The sequence below is a fragment of the Roseovarius sp. genome, from assembly GCF_030373445.1.
GTDB lineage: Bacteria > Pseudomonadota > Alphaproteobacteria > Rhodobacterales > Rhodobacteraceae > Roseovarius.
Window position 1 is genome coordinate 103,690 of the sequence record NZ_JAUCYU010000005.1, and the last position, 19,567, is coordinate 123,256.

At 66.1% G+C, this 19,567-nt stretch carries 18 protein-coding genes; 12 read left to right on the forward strand and 6 right to left on the reverse strand.

The features are described from left to right. Positions 1 to 234: 234 nt before the first annotated feature. Both QUV18_RS10755 and QUV18_RS10760 read left to right on the forward strand, forming a co-directional pair. On the forward strand, positions 235 to 1,167 hold the full coding sequence (locus QUV18_RS10755) for a DMT family transporter (protein WP_300893917.1): 933 nt from the start codon (positions 235 to 237) through the stop codon (positions 1,165 to 1,167). A gap of 57 nt (positions 1,168 to 1,224) precedes the next feature. After that, entirely contained in the window at positions 1,225 to 2,331 is a 1,107-nt protein-coding gene (locus QUV18_RS10760; protein WP_300893918.1) for a DUF1036 domain-containing protein, read from the forward strand. 326 nt (positions 2,332 to 2,657) lie between these two features. On the opposite strand, the gene QUV18_RS10765 is transcribed toward QUV18_RS10760, so the two are convergent. Genes QUV18_RS10765 through QUV18_RS10775 form a run of 3 tightly spaced genes read right to left on the reverse strand, consistent with a single transcriptional unit; the run spans position 2,658 to position 3,707 of the window. Then, positions 2,658 to 3,023, reverse strand: coding sequence for a cupin domain-containing protein (locus tag QUV18_RS10765; protein WP_300893920.1), 366 nt, complete (start codon positions 3,021 to 3,023; stop codon positions 2,658 to 2,660). Between the two features lie 20 nt (positions 3,024 to 3,043). Next, positions 3,044 to 3,445, reverse strand: coding sequence for a group 1 truncated hemoglobin (locus QUV18_RS10770; RefSeq protein WP_300893922.1), 402 nt, complete (start codon positions 3,443 to 3,445; stop codon positions 3,044 to 3,046). 40 nt (positions 3,446 to 3,485) lie between these two features. Beyond that, positions 3,486 to 3,707 carry a tautomerase family protein gene (locus QUV18_RS10775; RefSeq protein WP_300893924.1) on the reverse strand — a complete coding sequence of 74 codons (222 nt, stop codon included), beginning with the start codon at positions 3,705 to 3,707 and terminating at the stop codon, positions 3,486 to 3,488. A 185-nt stretch (positions 3,708 to 3,892) separates the two neighbouring features. Between QUV18_RS10775 and QUV18_RS10780 the strand changes: the two genes are divergently transcribed. Continuing rightward, a complete protein-coding gene (locus QUV18_RS10780) occupies positions 3,893 to 4,591 on the forward strand; it encodes a helix-turn-helix domain-containing protein (RefSeq protein WP_300893925.1) in 699 nt (232 codons plus the stop codon). Between the two features lie 351 nt (positions 4,592 to 4,942). On the opposite strand, the gene QUV18_RS10785 is transcribed toward QUV18_RS10780, so the two are convergent. Beyond that, complete coding sequence (locus QUV18_RS10785; RefSeq protein ID WP_300893926.1) at positions 4,943 to 6,505, reverse strand: ABC transporter substrate-binding protein; 1,563 nt, start codon at positions 6,503 to 6,505, stop codon at positions 4,943 to 4,945. 304 nt (positions 6,506 to 6,809) lie between these two features. Between QUV18_RS10785 and betI the strand changes: the two genes are divergently transcribed. From betI to QUV18_RS10825, 8 genes are all read left to right on the forward strand, one after another. Further along, entirely contained in the window at positions 6,810 to 7,400 is a 591-nt protein-coding gene (gene betI, locus QUV18_RS10790) for a transcriptional regulator BetI (protein ID WP_300893927.1), read from the forward strand. Beyond that, the gene (gene betC / locus QUV18_RS10795; protein WP_300893928.1) at positions 7,397 to 8,911 is read left to right on the forward strand and encodes a choline-sulfatase; all 1,515 of its coding nucleotides are present in this window, start codon (positions 7,397 to 7,399) and stop codon (positions 8,909 to 8,911) included. The genes betI and betC overlap by 4 nt, the downstream gene beginning before the upstream one ends. A 113-nt stretch (positions 8,912 to 9,024) precedes the next feature. Then, positions 9,025 to 10,659: a BCCT family transporter gene (locus tag QUV18_RS10800; RefSeq protein ID WP_300893929.1), complete on the forward strand. Its 1,635-nt coding sequence runs from the start codon at positions 9,025 to 9,027 to the stop codon at positions 10,657 to 10,659. A 67-nt stretch (positions 10,660 to 10,726) separates the two neighbouring features. Beyond that, positions 10,727 to 11,131 (forward strand): universal stress protein, encoded by a 405-nt coding sequence (locus tag QUV18_RS10805; RefSeq protein WP_300893931.1) that lies wholly within the window; start codon positions 10,727 to 10,729, stop codon positions 11,129 to 11,131. A gap of 59 nt (positions 11,132 to 11,190) precedes the next feature. Then, positions 11,191 to 12,645, forward strand: a complete 1,455-nt coding sequence (gene betB, locus QUV18_RS10810; RefSeq protein WP_300893932.1) for a betaine-aldehyde dehydrogenase — start codon at positions 11,191 to 11,193, stop codon at positions 12,643 to 12,645. A 321-nt stretch (positions 12,646 to 12,966) separates the two neighbouring features. Beyond that, positions 12,967 to 14,625, forward strand: coding sequence for a choline dehydrogenase (gene betA, locus QUV18_RS10815; RefSeq protein WP_300893933.1), 1,659 nt, complete (start codon positions 12,967 to 12,969; stop codon positions 14,623 to 14,625). Between the two features lie 71 nt (positions 14,626 to 14,696). Then, complete coding sequence (locus tag QUV18_RS10820; RefSeq protein WP_300893934.1) at positions 14,697 to 14,933, forward strand: hypothetical protein; 237 nt, start codon at positions 14,697 to 14,699, stop codon at positions 14,931 to 14,933. A gap of 90 nt (positions 14,934 to 15,023) precedes the next feature. Then, positions 15,024 to 15,260, forward strand: coding sequence for a DUF465 domain-containing protein (locus QUV18_RS10825; RefSeq protein ID WP_300893935.1), 237 nt, complete (start codon positions 15,024 to 15,026; stop codon positions 15,258 to 15,260). A 34-nt stretch (positions 15,261 to 15,294) separates the two neighbouring features. Here the strand turns inward: QUV18_RS10825 and QUV18_RS10830 are convergent, their stop codons facing one another. Beyond that, complete coding sequence (locus QUV18_RS10830; protein ID WP_300893936.1) at positions 15,295 to 15,855, reverse strand: hypothetical protein; 561 nt, start codon at positions 15,853 to 15,855, stop codon at positions 15,295 to 15,297. A gap of 418 nt (positions 15,856 to 16,273) precedes the next feature. Then, positions 16,274 to 17,668 carry a short-chain fatty acyl-CoA regulator family protein gene (locus QUV18_RS10835; protein WP_300893937.1) on the reverse strand — a complete coding sequence of 465 codons (1,395 nt, stop codon included), beginning with the start codon at positions 17,666 to 17,668 and terminating at the stop codon, positions 16,274 to 16,276. A 172-nt stretch (positions 17,669 to 17,840) separates the two neighbouring features. Here QUV18_RS10835 and QUV18_RS10840 point away from each other — a divergent pair, with 172 nt between their 5' ends. Next, positions 17,841 to 19,550 carry a PRC-barrel domain-containing protein gene (locus QUV18_RS10840; protein ID WP_300893938.1) on the forward strand — a complete coding sequence of 570 codons (1,710 nt, stop codon included), beginning with the start codon at positions 17,841 to 17,843 and terminating at the stop codon, positions 19,548 to 19,550. Positions 19,551 to 19,567 lie beyond the last annotated feature (17 nt).

A 19,567-nucleotide genomic window follows, 5' to 3' on the forward strand; every position in this document is an offset into this window, starting at 1 on the left:
TCCGCGCGGAATTTTCGCCCGGAAAATGCGTATTTTCCGGGTCATTTTCTGCGCAGAAAATGACCTGTCGTGGTGGGATGGTGCCGGAGTTTTGCGAAACTCCGGGGCCGGAAAACTGGAATTTGCCGGGGCCCGCGTGGCGCGCCGGGGGGGCGGCACAGCCCTGGCCGTGCCGGGGCGGCGCGGGGCAAAACCCGCTCGACATTCCCCCGCCCGAGACGGTTAATGCGGCCCATGCAGGACGAGTCACCCGCCGTACACCCCGCCGACCCCGGCCAGTCCAACCCGATCGCCGGCGTGTGCTGGATGATCGTGACCGGCGTGATGCTGGTGGGGGTCACCGCGATGGTGAAGATCCTCGGCACGCGCATCCCCTCGGTCGAGGCGACGTTCCTGCGGTTCCTGCTTGGGCTGGTCTTTGCCCTTCCGATGCTGTGGCGGGCCGGGGAGTTCCGCTTCGACCGCGGCACCTGGGGCCTGTTCGGGCTGCGCGGGCTGGCGCACATGGTGGCGGTGGTGCTGTGGTTCTATGCCATGGCGCGGATCCCGATCGCCGATGTCACCGCGATGAATTACATGTCGCCCATCTATGTCACCATCGGCGCGGCGCTGTTCCTGGGCGAGCGGCTGGCCCTTCGGCGGCTGCTGGCGGTGGCGGCGGGGCTGGTGGGGGCGCTGATCATCCTGCGGCCGGGGCTGCGCGAGGTGGGGGCCGGGCACCTGGCGATGGTCTTCGCGGCGATGATCTTCGGGGCGTCGTACATCTTCGCCAAGCTCCTGTCGGACAGGTGCAGCCCGGCGGTGGTGGTGGCGATGCTGTCGATCTCGGTGACGATCCTGCTGGCGCCGCTGGCGGCGCTGAACTGGGTCACGCCGACGTGGTCGGAGCTGGGCATCCTGCTGGTGGTGGCGGGGCTGGCCACGGCGGGGCATTACGCGATGACGCGGGCCTTCCGGGCGGCGCCCCTGGCGGTGACCCAGCCGGTGACCTTCCTGCAGCTCGTCTGGGCGGTGAGCCTGGGCGCCTTCGTCTTCGGCGAGCCGCTTGACCCCTGGGTGATCGTCGGCGGGCTGGTGATCGTGGCGGCGGTGAGTTTCATCAGCTGGCGCGAGGCGGTGCTGAAGCGCCGGGCATTGACGCCCGCGAGTGCCGCGACGAAACTGTAGGGCATTCCGGGCCCGTTCGGCGGGCCTGCAAGGCGACAGGTTTCGGGGGGATTGGTCATGAAACGGTTGATGGCCGGCGCGCTGGCGCTGGCGCTGTGCCCGGTGTCGGCGATGGCCGGGCTAGAGATCTGCAACGACACGGGCGAGACGCGGTCGGTATCGGTGGGGTACAAGCAGGGCGAGACCTGGGTCTCGGAGGGCTGGTGGACCATCGCGCCGGGTGCCTGTGCCGAGCCGGTGGGCGGGGCGTTGACCAACCGCTACTACTATTACCGGGCGACGGCGGCGGGGCAGGGCTTCCGGGGAGAGGGGTACAGCTTCTGCACGCAAGGCGAGGCCTACACGATCGTTGGCGATGCCGACTGCGCGGCCAGGGGGTACGAGGCCGCCGATTTCGCGGTGATCGATACGGGCGAAACGGCGGAAAGCTTTTCCTTCCGGATCGAGGCGCGGGCCAGGCGGAAGGAAAGCGTGGCGAAGGGGAAATCCGCGGAAGGCGCCGTGGCGGTGCAGGCCGGGGTGCAGACGGGGGTGCAGGCCGGGGCGCAATCGGGGGCGCAGCCGACGTCGGCGGCGACGGTATTGCTGAGCGGGCTGAAGCGGGGCGTGCATGGCGAGCCCTTCACCGACCGGCTGATCTTCCAGGGCTGCGATTTCTACGACGGGTTCGAGGCCTGCACCTTCATCGCCAATGGCTGGAAGTATTTCGCGGGGTATGACGACCCGACGCCGCGCGCCTTCCTGGCGCGGCTGGAGGCGCTGCCGAACAACACGCCGATGCAGGTGACGGGCGACCTGACCGGGTCTGGCGACAGCACCGCGCAGCTTGCGGTGAGCGAGATCGAGATCCTCGGGCCGGATGCCTATGCCGGGCTGCGCGCGGCGATGCAGGGGAGCTGGGTCTCGGCGGACGACCCCAACGAGACGCTCCATATCCAGGGGGCGGAGATGCATTCCTATTACAAGGCGGGGTATCTGGACACGATGTATCTCGACGTGAAGGCGGATTGCCCGGACAGTGCCGGGGCGGGGCCGGTGCTGATCCAGACCAGCGCGCAGCACCGGGACAGCTATTGCTACCTGATCGACAATCTGGCGGGCGGGTGGATGGACCTGATCCTGATGGGGCACGAGGCGATGATCAGCTACCGGAAGGCGGAGTGAGGGCGGCGTCGCGCAGGAAGAGATTTGATGCCTCCGGCGGGAGTATTGGGGCCAAGAAGACGCGGGGGACGGGGCGAGGCGCGGCGCGTGGCCCGGGCGGGGGTGGCAAGAGATTTCATGCCTCCGGCGGGGATATTTGGGGCCAGAAGAAGTCGGTGGAGGTTGGGGGCCGAGTGCTGTGGCGCGTGGGATGGGCCTTGCGCAGCAAGAGACTTCATGTCTCCGGCGGGAGTATTCTTGGCCAGTGAAAGCCGGGGGTGGGGAAAGTGGCCGGGATAGGGGGGCGGAGGGGCGCTGCCGGCGCGGGGCCGGCAGGCCGGGGGCGCTCAGCCGTGGGCGGCGGGCGCTTCGAAGAGGATGAGTTCGACACGCTCGTCACCTGCGACATAGGCGTCGTGGCCGGGCGGGATTTCGAAGAAATCGCCCCGGGTGATGGCCGTCTCGGTGCCGGTGTCGACCATGCGCACCACCAGCCGGCCGCCGAGGCAGTAGCCGGTGTGGCGCATCGGGCAGGCATCGGGCGCGCCGAGGAGCGGTTTCTCGTCGGTCTCCCATGTCCAGCCGGGCTCGAAGACGGCGCGCATGCCGGCGGTGCCGTCCTGCATCTTCACGATGTCGATGCCGCCGCGGTCCTTCATGTCGAGGGCGTCGTCGGGGGTTTCGAAGCGTCTGATCTCGATCTCTCGTGTCATGTCGGTGCCTCGCTTTCGGGTTACTGGTGTATGATGTCGGGTTTGAGGGTGTGCAGGATATCGGCGACCTCGGCGCGGGTCGCGCCGTCGTAGCCGAGCGCCTGCATGGTGCCGAGGATGTCGCCCGCGGCGGCCTCGTATTCCGGCGGGGCGATATCCATGCCGCGATGGGCCTCGGCCATGGAGCGGCCCCGGTAGGCGTCGGGGCCGCCGGTGCCCCTGGCGAAGAAGTCGCAGGTGTGCCGCTTGATCTCCTCGACCCGGGCGGGCCGGCTTTCGTAGGGGGTGAAGCGCGCGCGGATCGCGGGGTTTTCCATATGCGCCGCGATGGCGCCGTCGACGATGCGCCGTATGCCGGGCGCGCCGCCCAGGCGTTCGTAGAGGGTGACGGTGCTGATCTCTTCGGTGATGGATGGGGTCATGGCTCCTCCTGTCTGGTGCGGGGTGGCGGATCGTGCCGGGTCAGGCCGGCGTGGCGCGGGTGGCCCGGACGTCGGCGGCGGTCATCGGGGTGCCGCCGATGGCCCATGCGCCGCTGGCGATCTCCTGGACGCGCACCCAGGTGACGCTGCGCAGGGCCTCGCCCTCGATGCGGACCATGGCCTCGGTCACCTCGGCGATCATCTGTTGTTTCTGGCTGTCATCGAAGACGCCTTCGATCAGTTGGATGTCTACCAGTGGCATGTGCGTGATTCCCTTTTCGCTGTCCGGTTTCGGTGGCACCGGGGTTTCCCGGCGTGGGGACAGGCTGCCATCCGGGCCCGCCGCGGCGCCAGTTCACGGAGTGTACCGGGCCGATACAGGTTCTGAACTGGCCGGGGCGGGGGGTGGTATGGCAGGCTGGGTGACGCTAGGGAAAGGAGGCTAGGATGACGAATGCGAGCTACAGGCAGTTCTGCCCGGTCGCGATGGCGGCCGAGGTTCTGTGCACGCGGTGGACGGTGGTGCTGCTGCGCGAGCTGGTGGCCGGGTCGACCCGGTTCAACGAGCTGCGGCGGGGCGTGCCGCGGATGTCGCCGGGGTTGCTGTCGAAGCGGCTGCGGGAGCTGGAGGCGGCGGGGATCGTCGCGCGCGAGCCGGTGCCGGGGTCGAAGGAGATCGAGGCCTACCGGCTGACCCAGGCGGGCCGCGATTTGCAGCCGGTGGTGGAGGCGATCGGCATGTGGGGCCAGAAATGGGTGGAGACCGAGCCCTCGCTGGAGAATCTCGATGCGGAGCTGCTGATGTGGGACATGCGGCGGAACCTGAACACCGAGCCGGTGCCCCGGGAGCGGACGGTGATCGAGTTCATCTATCCCGAGCTGCCGGAGGCGGAGCGGACATGGTGGCTGATCGTCGAGCCGGACCGGAGCGTCGACCTGTGCCATGTCGACCCGGGCTTCGACGTCGATCTCTACGTGACGGTGGACCTGCGGACGATGACGGAGATCTGGATGGGGCTGCGGAGCGTGTCCGACGCGGCGGAGCGCGGCGCGCTGGTGCCGGTGGGGCCGCGGCGGCTGGCGGCGACGATGCAGGCCTGGCTGGGGCTCAGCCCGTTTGCGCGGCAGGAGAAGCTGGCGGGGTGAGGGCCTCGAAATCTCGTGAGGAGACCGTGGCTGGCGCCTGTGTTACCGGCTGGCGGGGGCGGAAAATCGGAATTTTCCGTGCCGTTTTCTTCGAAGAAAACGGGGCTCGCGGGTGGGGGCGAGAGGGCGGTTGTTATCGGTGCGTGGGATGCCTGAGCCGGACGAACCGGGTGAAGGTCTGCCGAGGCGGGGTTGCGTGGCGGGGGGCGCGAGAGAAGAGATTTCTTGCCTCCGGCGGGGATATTTGGGGCCAGAAGAAGTCGGTGGAGGTTGGGGGCCTGCCACGAAAAGGCCCCGGCGGATCGCGCCGCCGGGGCCGGTATTGTCATGCGGCGATGGCCGCGCGGGGGCTTACGAGTTGAGCCACCAGCGCTCCATCCAGCGCTCGCCGTCCATGTCCCAGTTCGAGGCCATCTGTTCGGAATGGCCCACGTTGTCGCCGGTGGCGAAGACGTAGTTGGCGAACATCGGGATGATGACGCCGCCCTGGTTGGCGACGATGTCCTGCATCTCGAAATACATCTCGCTGCGTTTGGCCTCGTCGAGCTCGGCGCGGGCGGTCTTCATCAGCTCCTCGAAGCGGTCGTTGCACCAGAAGCTGTCGTTCCAGGCCGCGCCGCACTGGTAGGCGGTCGCGAACATCTGGTCCTCGACCGGGCGGCCGCCCCAGTAGACGGCGGAGAAGGGTTTCTTCATCCAGACGTCGGACCAGTAGCCGTCCTTGGGTTCGCGCACGACCTTGAGGTCGATGCCCGCCTCGGAGGCGGAGTTCTGGAACAGCGTGGCGGCGTCGACCGCGCCGGGGAAGGCGGCGTCGGAGGCCGAGAGGCTGACCGAGACGCTGTCCATCCCGGCTTCCTTGAGGTGCCACTTGGCCTTGTCGGGGTCGAACTCCTTCTGCTCCATCTCGGAGTTGAAGAAGCGCTGGCCCTGGCCGATCGGGTGGTCGTTGCCGACCGAGCCGTAGCCGAACAGGATCTTGTCGACCAGTTCCTGGCGGTTGATGCCGTATTTCAGGGCCTGGCGGACATTGTTGTCGGTGAACGGATCGGCGCGGGTGTCCATGGCGAAGGTGTAGTGCTGGGTGCCGGCGATCGACTGGATGTTGACGCCGGGCTTGCGGCCCAGCAGGCCGGCCGCCTTGAGGTCGACCTTGTCGATGGCGTGCACGTCGCCCGAGACGAGCGAGGTGGTGCGGGCGTTGGGGTCGACCACGGCGAGCATCTCGCAGGTGTCGACGAAGGCCACGTCATCGCGCCAGTGGTTCTCGTTCCGCTCGAAGGAGGAGGAGACGCCGGCGTTGAAGGCGGTCAGCTTGTAGCTGCCGCAGCCGTTGCCCGACTGCCAGTCGATGCTGTCGCCGTCGGCGGGGCAGATCACCAGGTGGTAATCGCTGAGGATGAAGGGGAAGTCGGCATTGCCGCCGTCGAGGGTGAAGACGACCGTGTCGTCCCCTTCGGTGGTGATGTCGGTGATCGGCGCCACGATCGGGCCGGCGGCGGAGGTCGAGTTCTCGCCGCGGTGGAAGTTGATCGAGTTCACGACGTCCTGCACTTCCAGCGCCTTGCCGTCATGGAAGGTCACGCCCTTGCGGATCTTGAACCGCCACTCGGAGGCGTCGTCGGAGGCTTCCCAGCTTTCGGCCAGTTCCGGGATCAGCGCGCCGTCGGTCGCGACCTCGGTCAGGCGGCCGTGGATGGCGAAGCCGAGGGCCAGCATGTAGCCGTTGTCCCACTGGCCGGGGTTGAGCGTGTCGGTGGTGTTGCCGTGGCCCTTGGCCACGCGCAGGTTGCCGCCGCGCTTGGGTGTCTGGGCGAAGGCGCCGCCCAGCGGCAGGCTGGAGGCCGCCGCGGCCGCGACGGTGGTTTTAAGAAATCCGCGGCGGTCGAGAAGGCCGCCCTTGATAAGTGCCATGTCGGTGTCTCCCTGTTGGTTGGTCACTTGCAATATACCGGCCGCGCCGGGTTTCGGCGACGGCGCGTACTGTCCCCTGTTGCCGGACTGACGGTGCGCTTCTTGCCACGTCTGGCGGATGGTTTCGACCATTTTTTCCCCGCACGCCGTGACGTTAGTATGACAACTTCCCGTGCTGCAATCGAAATTTGCGGTCGGGCGAAGGTGCCGAAGTGCCGGATCGTCCCCCGTTTTTTATTGATTGACGAGTCAATTAAACACGTTTACCCCGGGTGACGCAACAGGTATTTGCGAGGCCCGCGCCATGCCCAAGGTCGGAATGGAACCGATACGCCGCTCGGCCCTGGTCGAGGCGACGATCCACGAGATCGGCGAGCGCGGGACGCTCGATGTCACGGTCAGCCAGATCGCCAAGCGGGCGGGGATGTCGAGCGCGCTGGCGCATCACTATTTCGGCTCGAAGGAGCAGATCTTCGCCGCCGCGATGCGCCATATCCTGTCGCTTTACGGCGCCGAGGTGCGCGGCGCGCTGGTGATGGCGAAGACCCCGCGGCAGCGGATCGAGGCCATCGTGCGGGCCAGCTTCTCGCCCCGGCAGTTCCGTCAGGAGACGGTCTCGGCCTGGCTCAATTTCTACGTCCAGGCGCAGAAATCGGACGAGGCGAACCGGCTTCTCAACATCTACCAGCGGCGGCTGCGGTCGAACCTGCATTACGCGGTGCGGCAGGTGGCCGGGCCCGAGGGGCGGGTGCTGACGAGGGGTCTGGCGGCGATGATCGACGGGCTTTACATCCGCCAGGCGCTGCGCGCCGATCCGCTGTCCGCCGAGGCGGCGATCGACGTGATGATGCACTATCTTGACACTTTTCTCGAAGAGGGACCCACCACCAAATGAGCAAGCCAAACATCCTGATCTTCATGGTCGACCAGCTCAACGGCACGCTCTTTCCCGATGGCCCGGCGGAGTGGCTGCACGCGCCGAACCTGAAGAAACTGGCCGCGCGGTCGACGCGGTTCCGCAACGCCTACACGGCGAGCCCGCTCTGCGCCCCCGGACGGGCGAGCTTCATGTCCGGGCTGCTGCCGTTTCACAGCCGGGTCTATGACAACGCCGCCGAGTTCGCGGCGGATATTCCGACCTATGCCCACCACCTGCGCCGGGCGGGGTACCAGACCTGCCTGTCCGGCAAGATGCATTTCGTGGGCCCCGACCAGCTGCACGGGTTCGAGGAGCGGCTGACGACGGATATCTACCCCGCCGATTTCGGCTGGACGCCGGATTACCGCAAGCCGGGCGAGCGGATCGACTGGTGGTATCACAACCTCGGGTCGGTCACGGGCTCGGGCGTGGCCGAGATTTCCAACCAGATGGAGTATGACGACGAGGTCGCCTATAACGCCACGCGGAAGGTTTACGACCTTGGCCGGGGGCATGACGAGCGGCCCTGGTGCCTGACCGTCAGTTTCACGCACCCGCATGACCCTTACGTGGCGCGGAAGAAATACTGGGATCTTTACGAGGATTGCGAGCACCTGCTGCCCGAGGTGCCGGCGTTTCCCTACGAGGAGCATGACAACCATTCGAAGCGCATCTTCGATGCCAATGACTGGCGGTCGTTCAACATCACCGAGGAAGACATCAAGCGCTCACGCCGGGCGTATTTCGCCAACATCTCCTATCTCGACGACAAGATCGGCGAGGTGATGGAGGCGCTGGAGGGGACGCGGCAGGTGGATGACACGATCATCCTGTTCGTCAGCGACCACGGCGACATGCTGGGCGAGCGGGGGCTGTGGTTCAAGATGAGCTTCTACGAGGGCTCGTCCCGCGTGCCGCTGATGATCTCGGCGCCGTCGATGGAGCCGGGGCTGGTGACCGAGGCGGTCAGCACGATCGATGTCTGCCCGACGCTGTGCGAGCTGGCGGGCGTGTCGATGGACGAGATCGCGCCATGGGTCGAGGGGCAGAGCCTCGAGCCGCAGGGGCGGGGTGTGACACGTGAGAACCCGGTGGCGATGGAATATGCCGCCGAGGCATCTTACGCGCCGCTGGTCAGCCTGCGGCAGGGGAAGTGGAAGTTCATCCGCTGCTCGCTCGACCCCGACCAGTTGTTCGACCTCGAAGAGGACCCGCACGAGCTGACCAACCTGGCGGATGATCCGGCCCATGCCGAGACGCTGAAATACTTTGCCGAGAAGGCCGAGGCGCGCTGGGACATGGAGCTGTTCGATGCGCAGGTGCGGCAGAGCCAGGCGAGGCGCTGGGTGGTCTACGAGGCGCTGCGCCAGGGCGGGTATTACCCGTGGGATTACCAGCCGCTGATGAAGGCCAGCGAGCGGTACATGCGCAACCACATGGACCTGAACGTGGTGGAGGAAAACCAGCGCTACCCGAGAGGCGAGTAGGCGACAGGGCGCCGGGCGGGCGAGCCGCCCGGGGCCAGGGACGACGAGGGACCGCCGCGGCGAAGATGGCAAAAAGCCACGCGCCGCCGGCACCGCAACAGTGAGGAAACGCTATGCAAGATCAAGTCGACGAATCCCGCCTGAAGATAGGCACGTCCGGCATCTTCCGCGACGTGAACCCGCCGATGGCGACATTGTCGAAGCTCCTGATCCTCGGCTTCGTGCTGATCGGGGTGTTCGCGCCGGAGGCGATGGGCAATTTCTTTTCCAACGTGCAGACGTGGATCAACGCCAACCTGAACTGGTATTACATCCTGTCGATCGCGATCTTCATCGCCTTCGTGATCGGGCTGATCTTCTCGCGCTTCGGGTCGATCCGGCTGGGCAAGGACGAGGACCGGCCGGAATTCACCACGTTTGCGTGGTTCTCGATGCTGTTCGGGGCCGGCATGGGGATCGGCCTGCTGTTCTGGTCGGTGGCCGAGCCGATGTACCACGTGCAGAACGCGCCCTTCCTCGAGGAGGGGACCGCCAACTCGATGGAGGGGGCGGTGACGGCGATGCAGGTGACGTTCCTGCACTGGGGGCTGCACGGCTGGGCGGTCTACGTGATCGTCGGCATGGCGCTGGCCTATTTCGCCTATCGCAAGGGGCTGCCGCTGACGATCCGCGCCTCGCTGTATCCGATCCTGGGCGACCGGATCTATGGCGCGTGGGGCCACACGGCGGACCTGTTGGCGATCTTCGGCACTGTCTTCGGGGTGGCGACGACGCTGGGGCTGGGGGCCGGGCAGATCCAGGCCGGGCTGAACCACCTGTTCGGCGTGCCGATGGACCCGTGGATCAAGTACCTGCTGATCATGGTGATCTCGGCCATCGCGACGCTGTCGGCGGTGTCGGGCGTGGGGCGCGGCATCAAGATCCTGTCGGAGACGAACATGTGGCTGTCGATCTTCCTGATCGTGGTCTTCATCATCGTCGGACCGACCGTGTTCCTGCTGGGCTTCTTCATCACCAACGTGGGCGAGTACATCGTCAACGTGATCCCGATGGGCCTGTGGGTGAACCCCGACCCGGAAAGCGGCTGGCAGGGCGCGTGGACGGTGTTCTACTGGGGTTGGTGGATCGCGTGGGCGCCCTTCGTGGGCATGTTCATCGCCCGCGTGTCGCGCGGCCGGACGATCCGGGAATTCGCGGTGGGCGTGCTGATCGTGCCGACGCTGATCACTTTCTTCTGGATGGCGATCTTCGGAGGCACCGCGCTGCACCAGGAATTCGTGCAGGATGGCGGCATCATCGCCGCGGTGAACGAGGATATCGCGCGGCCGCTGTTCCTGATCATGGACAATTTCGGGCTGGGCATCTTCGGGAGCTTCCTGAGCTTCGTCGCGCTGATTCTGATCATCACCTATTTCGTGACCTCGTCGGACAGCGGCACGCTGGTGGTGACGACGCTCATTTCGATGGGCAAGGAAGAGCCGCCGGTGACCTACCGCGTCTTCTGGGGCTTCGGTGAGGGCGCGGTGGCGGCTGTGCTGCTGGCCTCCGGCGGGCTGGGGGCGCTTCAGACGGCGTCACTGGCGGCGGGGCTGCCGTTCTCGATCATCATGTTCATCATGATGTGGGGGCTCATTCGCGCGCTGAAGGACGAGCCGCTGGTGCAGCGCCCGCTGCGGGATGCGGCCACGCCCGAGCCCGAGGGCGGACGCCCGAAGCCGGGCCCCGAGGGGATCGCGCCGGCCGAGTGAGCCGGGCATGAGACAGGCGGGGCCGCGTCGTGCGGCCCTGTCACGGCCTGACAAGGAGGGACGGAATATGCATTCGCGAATACTGGTGCCGATCAAGCTGAAACACGCACCGCAATCTGACGAGCTGATGGCCAAGGCGGTGTCGATGGCCCGCGCCGGGGGCGCAGAGATCATCGCGCTGACCGTGGTGCCGGAGATCAGCGACAACCTGAAGGTGCTTCCCGAGGACAGCCTGCCCGATCTCGAGAAGTTCGTGGACGGGCAGGAGACGTCGGGCGTGACGATCAAGTCGGTGGTGCGCACCGGCCAGCCGCACCGGGCCATCCCGCGGGCGGCGGCGGAGTTCAAGTGCGACCTGATCGTGATGAACTCGCATAACCCGCGGATCCGCGATTACGTGATCGGCTCGACCGCCGGGCACGTGGTGATGCACGCGGAATGCGACGTGCTGGTGGTGCGGCAGAATACGTGAGGCGCGTGTCCCCGGGCCGGTCAAGGCCCGGGGGCGGCGGAAAAAGGGCGACGACAGACATGAAGACCCAGCCAGAGGCCAGCCATTTCGTGAATGGCCGCTATGTCGAGGATGCCGAGGGGGCGGTGATCGAGGTGGTTTATCCCGCCACGGGCGAGGTGATCGCCACCGTGCACGAGGCGACGGCGGCGGTGATCGAGGAGGCCATCACCTCGGGCCGGGCGGCGCAGGCGGAATGGGCGAAGTTGTCGGGCACCGAACGGGGCCGGGTGCTGCGCCGGGCGGCGGATATCATGCGCGAGCGCAACCGCGACCTGTCGGTGCTGGAGACGTGGGATACCGGCAAGCCGTTGCAGGAAACGCTGGTGGCGGATGCCACGAGCGGGGCCGATGCGCTGGAGTATTTCGGCGGGCTGGCGGGGTCGTTGACCGGGGAGCATATCCCGCTTCCGGGGGGCGACTGGGCCTACACGGTGCGCGAGCCGCTGGGCCTGTGCGTGGGGATCGGGGCGTGGAACTACCCGACGCAGATTGCCTGCTGGAAGGGGGCGCCGGCGCTGGCCTGTGGCAACGCGATGATCTTCAAGCCGTCCGAGGTGACGCCGCTTTGTGCGCTGAAGGTGGCGGAGATATTGGTCGAGGCCGGGGCGCCGGCGGGTTTGTATAACGTGATCCAGGGCCGGGGCGCCGTGGGCGGGGCGCTGGTGGGTGATCCGCGGGTCGACAAGGTGTCGCTGACCGGGTCGGTGCCGACGGGGCGGAAGGTCTATGCCGCCGCGGCCGAGGGCATGAAGCATGTGACGATGGAGCTGGGCGGCAAGAGCCCGATGCTGGTGTTCGACGATGCCAGTGTTGAGGATGCGGTCTCGGGGGCGATCCTGGGGAATTTCTATTCCAGCGGGCAGATCTGTTCCAACGGGACACGGGTGTTCGTGCAGACGGGTGTGAAGGACGCGTTTCTCGGGCGGCTGGAAGAGCGGTTGCAGGGCGTCGTGATGGGCGACCCGATGGACGAGGCCACGAATTACGGGCCCATGGTGAGCGAGGCGCAGTTGCAGATCGCGCTGGGCTATGTCGCCAAAGGCATCGAGGAGGGCGCGCGTCTGGTCTGTGGCGGTGAGCGGGCGGCGGGGCCGGGGTGTTTCCTTCAGCCCACGGTGTTTGCCGATGTGACGGATGACATGACCATCGCGCGGGAAGAGATCTTCGGGCCCGTTATGAGCGTTCTGGATTTCGACGGTGAGGACGAGGTGGTGGCCCGTGCCAATGCCACGGAGTTCGGGCTGTCGGCGGGGGTTTACACGTCTGACCTGGCGCGGGCGCACCGGGTGATCGGGCGGCTGGAGGCGGGGAGCTGTTTCATCAACTCCTATAACGATGCGCCGGTCGAGGTGCCGTTTGGCGGCGTGAAGGCCTCCGGTGTCGGGCGGGAGAACTCGAAAGAGGCGATCGGGCATTACAGCCAGGTGAAGTCGGTTTACGTGCGGATGGGCGCGACGGAGGCGCCGTTTTGATGTGTTGCGAGCGCCTCCGCCCCGGCAGGCCGCCCGCCCGTCGCCATTGTCGCTCGGACCAATGGCGCAACAATGACGACCCCCTTCCTGCCGGGGCGGAGGCGTGCGAGTTGCGGCGTGGTGTGTATGGCGGGGTTCGGGATTTTGCTGAGAGGCGGTTCAGGGGCAGGTCTGCCCTGAACGCGCCTGATCGAGTGTGTGGGGCGATTCCCCGAAGCCTCAAGGACGAGCCGCGCCAGGGCGCGGTGCCCCGGAGCAAGTCCGGGGCATCCTTGACCCTTCGCGGAATCACCGGGTGTGGCCTTGGGGAAGCGAGGTAGGATGGAAGCGGATTACGTGATCGTGGGGGCGGGCAGCGCGGGCTGTGCCATGGCCTACCGGCTGAGCGAGGCCGGGAAATCGGTGCTGGTGGTCGAGCATGGCGGCAGCGATATCGGCCCGTTCATCCAGATGCCGGGCGCGCTGAGCTACCCGATGAACATGAAGCGCTATGACTGGGGCTACCAGTCGGAGCCCGAGCCGCACCTGGGCGGGCGGCGGCTGGCCTGTCCGCGGGGCAAGGTGATCGGCGGGTCGTCCTCGATCAACGGGATGGTCTATGTGCGCGGCCATGCCTGTGACTTTGACCATTGGCGCGAGCAGGGGGCCGAGGGCTGGGGCTATGCCGATGTGCTGCCCTATTACAAGCGGCTGGAAAACTGGCACGATGGCGGGCATGGCGGCGACCCGGGTTGGCGCGGCAAGCATGGCCCGCTGCACGTGAGCCGGGGGCAGATGGCCAACCCGCTGACCCGCGCCTTCATCGAGGCGGGGGGGCAGGCCGGGTACCAGCTGACCGAGGATTACAACGGCGAGCAGCAGGAGGGGTTCGGGCCGTTCGACATGACCGTCTGGCAGGGGCGGCGGTGGTCGGCGGCGAATGCCTATCTGAAGCCGGCGCTTAAGCGGGAGAATTGCGATATCGTGCGCGGCCTCGTGCAGCGGGCGGTGATCGAGGAGGGCCGCGCCGTGGGGGTGGAGGCGATCGTCGGCGGGCAGAGCCAGGTGATAAGGGCGCGGGAGGAGGTGATCCTTGCGGCCTCGTCGATCAACTCGCCCAAGCTTCTGATGCTTTCGGGGGTTGGGCCGGGGGCGCATCTCAAGGAGCATGGCATCGACGTGGTGGCCGACCGGCCCGGCGTGGGGGCGAACCTGCAGGATCACCTGGAATTGTATATCCAGATGGCGGCGAGCCAGCCGGTGAGCCTTTACAAGTACTGGAACCTTTACGGCAAGGCGTGGGTGGGGCTGCAATGGCTTCTGGGCAAGGCGGGGCCGGGGGCCTCGAACCAGTTCGAGAGCTGCGGCTTCATCCGCTCGGATGCCGGGGTGGAGTACCCGGATATCCAGTTCCACTTCCTGCCCATCGCCGTGCGCTATGACGGGCAGGCCGCGGCCGAGGGGCATGGCTTCCAGGCGCATGTGGGCCCGATGCGGAGCGCGTCGCGCGGGAGCGTCACGCTGCGCAGCGCCGATCCGGCTGATGACCCGGTGATCCGGTTCAACTACATGAGCGAGGAGAGCGACTGGGTCGATTTTCGCAAATGCATCCGCCTGACGCGGGAGCTGTTCGAACAGGAGGCCTTCGCCCCTTACCGCAAGCACGAGATCCAGCCGGGTCGGGACGTGCAGAGCGATGACGAGCTGGACGGGTTCATCCGCGAACATGCCGAGAGCGCCTATCACCCCTGCGGCACCTGCCGGATGGGGCGGGGGGACGACCCCGGCGCTGTGGTCGACCCGGAAGGCCGGGTGATCGGGGTGGAGCGGTTGCGGGTGGCGGATTCGAGCCTCTTTCCGCGGATCACCAACGGCAATCTCAACGCGCCGTCGATCATGCTGGGCGAGAAGATGGCCGATCATATCCTGGGGCGCGCGCCGCTGCCGCCGGAGAACGCGCAGCCCTGGATGCACCCCGAGTGGGAGACGGCGCAGCGCTGAGGCCCGGAACCGGGGGCGGGGATCGGGCGTTTTTCCTGCAGGCACCAGCACGGTGCCCGAAGGAGGACCCCATGTCGCAACTTCCCAAGGAATTCTACGACGAGTTTCCGGACCACGCCGACCAGATCAAGAAGCTGGAAGCCGAGAACCCGGATTTCCGCGCCAAGGCGCTGCGCTATCACGAGCTGCAGCGCGCCGCCCACCGGGCCGAAATGGACGAGGAGCCGCAATCGCAGGAGGCGGATGTGCAGCTGATGAAGGAGCGCGACACCATGCGTGACGAGCTCATGCGCCATATCATGATCTGATTTCCACCGTTCGTTTGATCGGTGTCAAGGTCGGCGGGGCGGCGCGGGCCTAGGGTTGGACCGGGTTCAGCCAATGAAGGAGACGCGCCGATGTCCCATACCCCGCACGAGCTGCACGAGGAGTTCCCCGAGCACGCGGACAAGATCACCGCTTTGAAGACGCAGGACACGCATTTCGCGCGGCTTGCGGAGGAATATCACGAGGTCAACCGGGCCGTGCACCGGGCCGAGAGCAACGTGGCCCCGGTGGAGGGGCTGACCGAGGTGGACCTGCGCAAGAAGCGGGCTGCTCTGAAGGACGAGTTGTACCGGATGCTGTCGGAGTAGGCGAACTATTGAGCGACCGGTTCAATCCGGTCGCCTATTCCTCACTTCTGAGAGGCAGACCTGCATCCCGTCGCAGCAATTCGGTTTCTACGGGAATTTGTAGGTTCTCGTACTTGTAGCGCCACTCTTCGTACTTCCTGTCAGCATCTTCCTTGACGAGCCGCATCGACGCGCCCCACATCGAGGCCGTGGCAGTCGATAACATCAACGAGGCGACTGCGACATATACCAGTGACGTTACGAATATGAGCTTTTCTTGATCATCTTTTTTATCTTCTCTTGCAAATCCTCTTAGCAAAGAAGCTTGACCGTGCGCTTCCTTTTGCAGTGTCCAAGCAAGAAAGCCGCCGATCAAAGTGACGATGGCTGGGACGATAGCCTGTACCGCTGGTTCGCGACTGGAGCCAAGGAAAATACCGATTAGAGCGCCCACAAGTGCGAACAAGAACCCAGTTCCCGCCCGTACAGGTGACTTCCAATAGACAATTCGAAGGACAATCCAGATCAGCGTCGCGATGCCGAGGACTGGTAAAAGCCCATTAAACAAGGCGGCGAGTGCATGATCGCGTACAGAGTTAAGGTAGTCACAGATCATTGTATCTCGCTAGTTCCCGGGCGTGCCTATGATTTCTTCAATTTGCCGTATCTGTTGGTCGGAAAGATTCTGAAGCACGCTTGGTTGCAAAAGTGGAAAGGTCGATAGTTCGCCAGTCTGGTCACCTTGGTCGGTGTTCGACCCGCCTCTTGGCGTTGTGGGCCTCTCGTCGCAATTGATCAGAGCCCCGGAGTTCGGGTCGTAAGTACAGGCAATCGTCGGTTGGGTGAGGATCAGAACAGAAGCAAATATGGTCAATAAGCGCAACATAATTGGAAATCAAAGCAGAGAAGAAATGATAAGTCTATATTGTCGACTTGTTTCACTGCATTTCGTGCTGTCGGTCCCAGGGTAAAGGGCAAGGTGCCGCCTCACAGCCGACGACGTGCTTTTCCTTTGTAAAACTCGTCCTAGCCCCTCAATCCACCGTGTAGGGCAGCACGCCGCGCTCGTCCGGCTCCACCTGCAACCGCCGTTCCAGTGGTGGTACCGAGCGCTGGTGGCAGTGGGTGCGTTCGCAGATGCGGCAGGAGATGCCGATGGGCTCGAACGCCTTGGCGTTGGTGAGGTCGAGGTCGTCGGCATAGACCAGCGCGTCGGCATGGCGGATCTCGCAGCCGAGCGCGATGGCGAAGCGGCGGACGGGGGCGCCGAAGCTGCCGCCGGGTTTCGAGACGTCGCGGGCGAGAGAGATGTAGCGCACGCCGTCCGGGGTTTCCGCCAGTTGGCGGAGGAAGCGGCCCGGCGTCTCGAAGGCGCGGTGAACGTTCCAGAGCGGGCAGGCGCCGCCGAAGCGGGCGAATTGCAGGCGGGTGGCGGAGTGGCGCTTGGTGATGGTGCCAGCCTGGTCGACGCGGACGAAGAAGAAGGGCACGCCCTTGGCGCCGGGGCGTTGCAGGGTCGAGAGGCGGTGGCAGACCTGTTCGATCGAGGCGCCAAAGCTGTTGGCGAGGATCTCGAGGTCGTGGCGGTGCTGTTGCGCGGCCTGCAGGATGGCGGTGTAGGGCATGAGCGCGGCGCCGGCGAAGTAGTTGGCGAGCCCGATCTTGGCGATGGCGCGGGCGGCGTCGGACTGGAAACGGGCGAGGTCGAGCGTGGCCTCGAGCAGCTTGTCCTGCGTGAGCAGCGCGATCTGCAGGAGCATCTGGAAGGTGCGGGTTTCCGGCTCGGCGCGGGAGGAGAGGTGGAGCGTGCGGCTGTCGCGGTCGTAGTGGCGCAGCTTGCCGGTGTCGGTATGGCTGATGGTGATGCCGAGTGAGGCCAGCTTGGCCTCGGCGATCTCGCGCACCGGACGCGACCGGTCGGTGCCGGCGAAGCGTTCGGCGGCGCGGTCGACGGCGTCGATATAGTTGTCGCAATAGTGGAAGAAGTCGCGCACCTCGTCCCAGGGGGAGGGCTGCATGCGGCTGTCCTCGCGCCCCAGCGCCTCGTCGAGGGAGGCGAGGCGTTCATGGGTCTGGCGATAGGCGCGGTGCAGGTCGAGGAAAGCCTTGGCCAGTGCCGGTGCGTTCGAGGCCGTCAGGCGCAGGTCGGTCAGCGGCGGCGGGTCGGTGAAGACCGGGTCGGCCAGCGCCTCGCGCATGTCCGAGACCATGCGCTCGGCATCGCCGGTCGACAGCTCGGTCACGTCGAAGCCGAATTCCTGTGCCAGCGCCAGCACGACGGTGGTCGAGACGGGCCGGTTGTTGTTCTCCATCTGGTTCAGGTAGGGCAGCGAGACGCCCAGCTTGGAGGCGAAATCCTTTTGCGTGAGCGCCAGTTTCTGGCGGGTTTCGCGCAGCTTGGCGCCTGCGTAGAGTTTCTGGGCGGGCATGGCGCGGCCTTTGCAGTTTCGCGGTTCGCTTATGGTAGATTTGCAAAATCCCGGACGCAAGCAGCCGTTGCAGACGAAGCCGGTCCGCGGCGGACGGGCACGATTCTTTCAGGAACATCCGGTTCGGGGGTTTGGTTGGGAGTCCGTTGAAGATATTTCAAAGGAGGAACACATGCTATCCCGCAAAGCCAGGCTCGCCGTGACGACAGCACTGACCGTCACGATCGGTGCGCCAGCCGCTGTCGCCCAGGACCGGCCGCAGGAATGCACCCAGCTCGAACAAGTCAGCGCCGAGGCGCCCGACCGGCTGTTCGAGGCCGCCCCGGACGACCGCGCGGACTATGCAAGGATCGTGGAAAGCGGTGAAGCGGCGCAGTGCAACGACGCCCTGAGCGTCTTGCGCATGACCGCGGAAGACAACGACATGCAGCTTGCCCAGGGCGAGACGGATGACGAGACCGCGGTGGCCCGCGACTCGGAAACCGCCGAGATGAGCGCCGTCGAGCGTGACCAGACGACGGTTCAGCTGAGCGACGAGGTGACGGTGGAAGGCACCGTCTTTCTCGACCGCGAAGCGCCGTCGGTCGACGTCGATGGTGGAGAGGCCGAGGTCGCGGTGACGCCGGGCCGTGCCGACGTGAACGTGCAGGAACAGGCTGCCGAGATCGTGGTGCGGGAAAAGCCGGCCGAGATTACGGTCGAGACCGTTCAGCCGACGATCCGGATCGAACAGCCCGCGCCGGAGATCATCGTCACCATGCCCGAACCGGGTGTCGACGTGGCCAATGCCGAGCCGCAGGTCGAAGTGCGGCAGGCCGAGCCGAACGTGACCGTGTCGCAATCGTCGCCTTCGGTGCGGCTTGACCTTCAGGTCGCCGAGGACGTCGAGAACTCGAAGGGTGTCCAGATCGAGGACAGCCGGACCGGCGAGAAATACGCGCAGGGCGAAACCGGCAAGCTTGCCAAGGAAGAGGCAAACGTGAACCTTTCGCGGGCCGAGCCGAACGTGACGGTCAACCAGCCGGACTCGGAAGAGGACGCATCGCGCGTGGAGATCTCGCGCGCCGAGCCGTCGATCCGGTTCGAGCGGGCCGAGCCGAAGGTGAACGTCATGCAAAGCGGCGAGCCGACGGTGGAAGTCACCCGCGCGGGTGAGCCGGAGGTGACGATCAACCGTGCCGGCGAGGATGGCGATCAGCAGGAGGCGCAGGCCGAGGGCGATCGGCAATCCGAGGAGGCCACGACCGAGCAGGCTTCGGCCGAACAGACCGGTCAGGCCGACGATGCCGTGCGCGTGGCGCAGTCGGAGAGCGATCAGGCCTCCGACGAGGCGATGACCGAGCAGGCTTCGGCCGGGCAGACCGGTCAGGCCGATGACGCCGAGCGCGTGGCGCAGTCGGAGAGCGATCAGGCCTCCGACGAGGCTATCACCGGGAAGGTTTCGACCGAGCGGTCCGACCAGGGCAACGACGCCGAGCGCGTCGCGCAATCTCAGAGCGGTCAGCAGGCCGATGAAGAGATGGCCGAAGAGACCGCAAACCAGCAGGTCGCGTCGGACCAGGACCGCGAAGAGCGGACCGAAGTTGACGGCTATGCCAATGCCGAAACCGGCAGCTTCACGGCCGAAGAACTGACCGGCGCCCGGGTCTATGCCCAGCAGGAACGCGTGGGCGAGGTCTCGGTGGCCGTGGTCGGCGATAGCCCGGCGCAGGTCGAGGATATCGTGATCGACGTGGGTGGCTTCCTCGGCATCGGCGAGCGCAGCGTTGCCGTCGCGTTCGACGAGGTCGAGATCAAGCGCGCCGACAACGGTGACGAGCTGCGGGTCTACACGGACATGAGCCGCGGCGACCTTGAGCAGATGCCGGAATATGACGGCTGACCTTGCGTCTCGTGCGT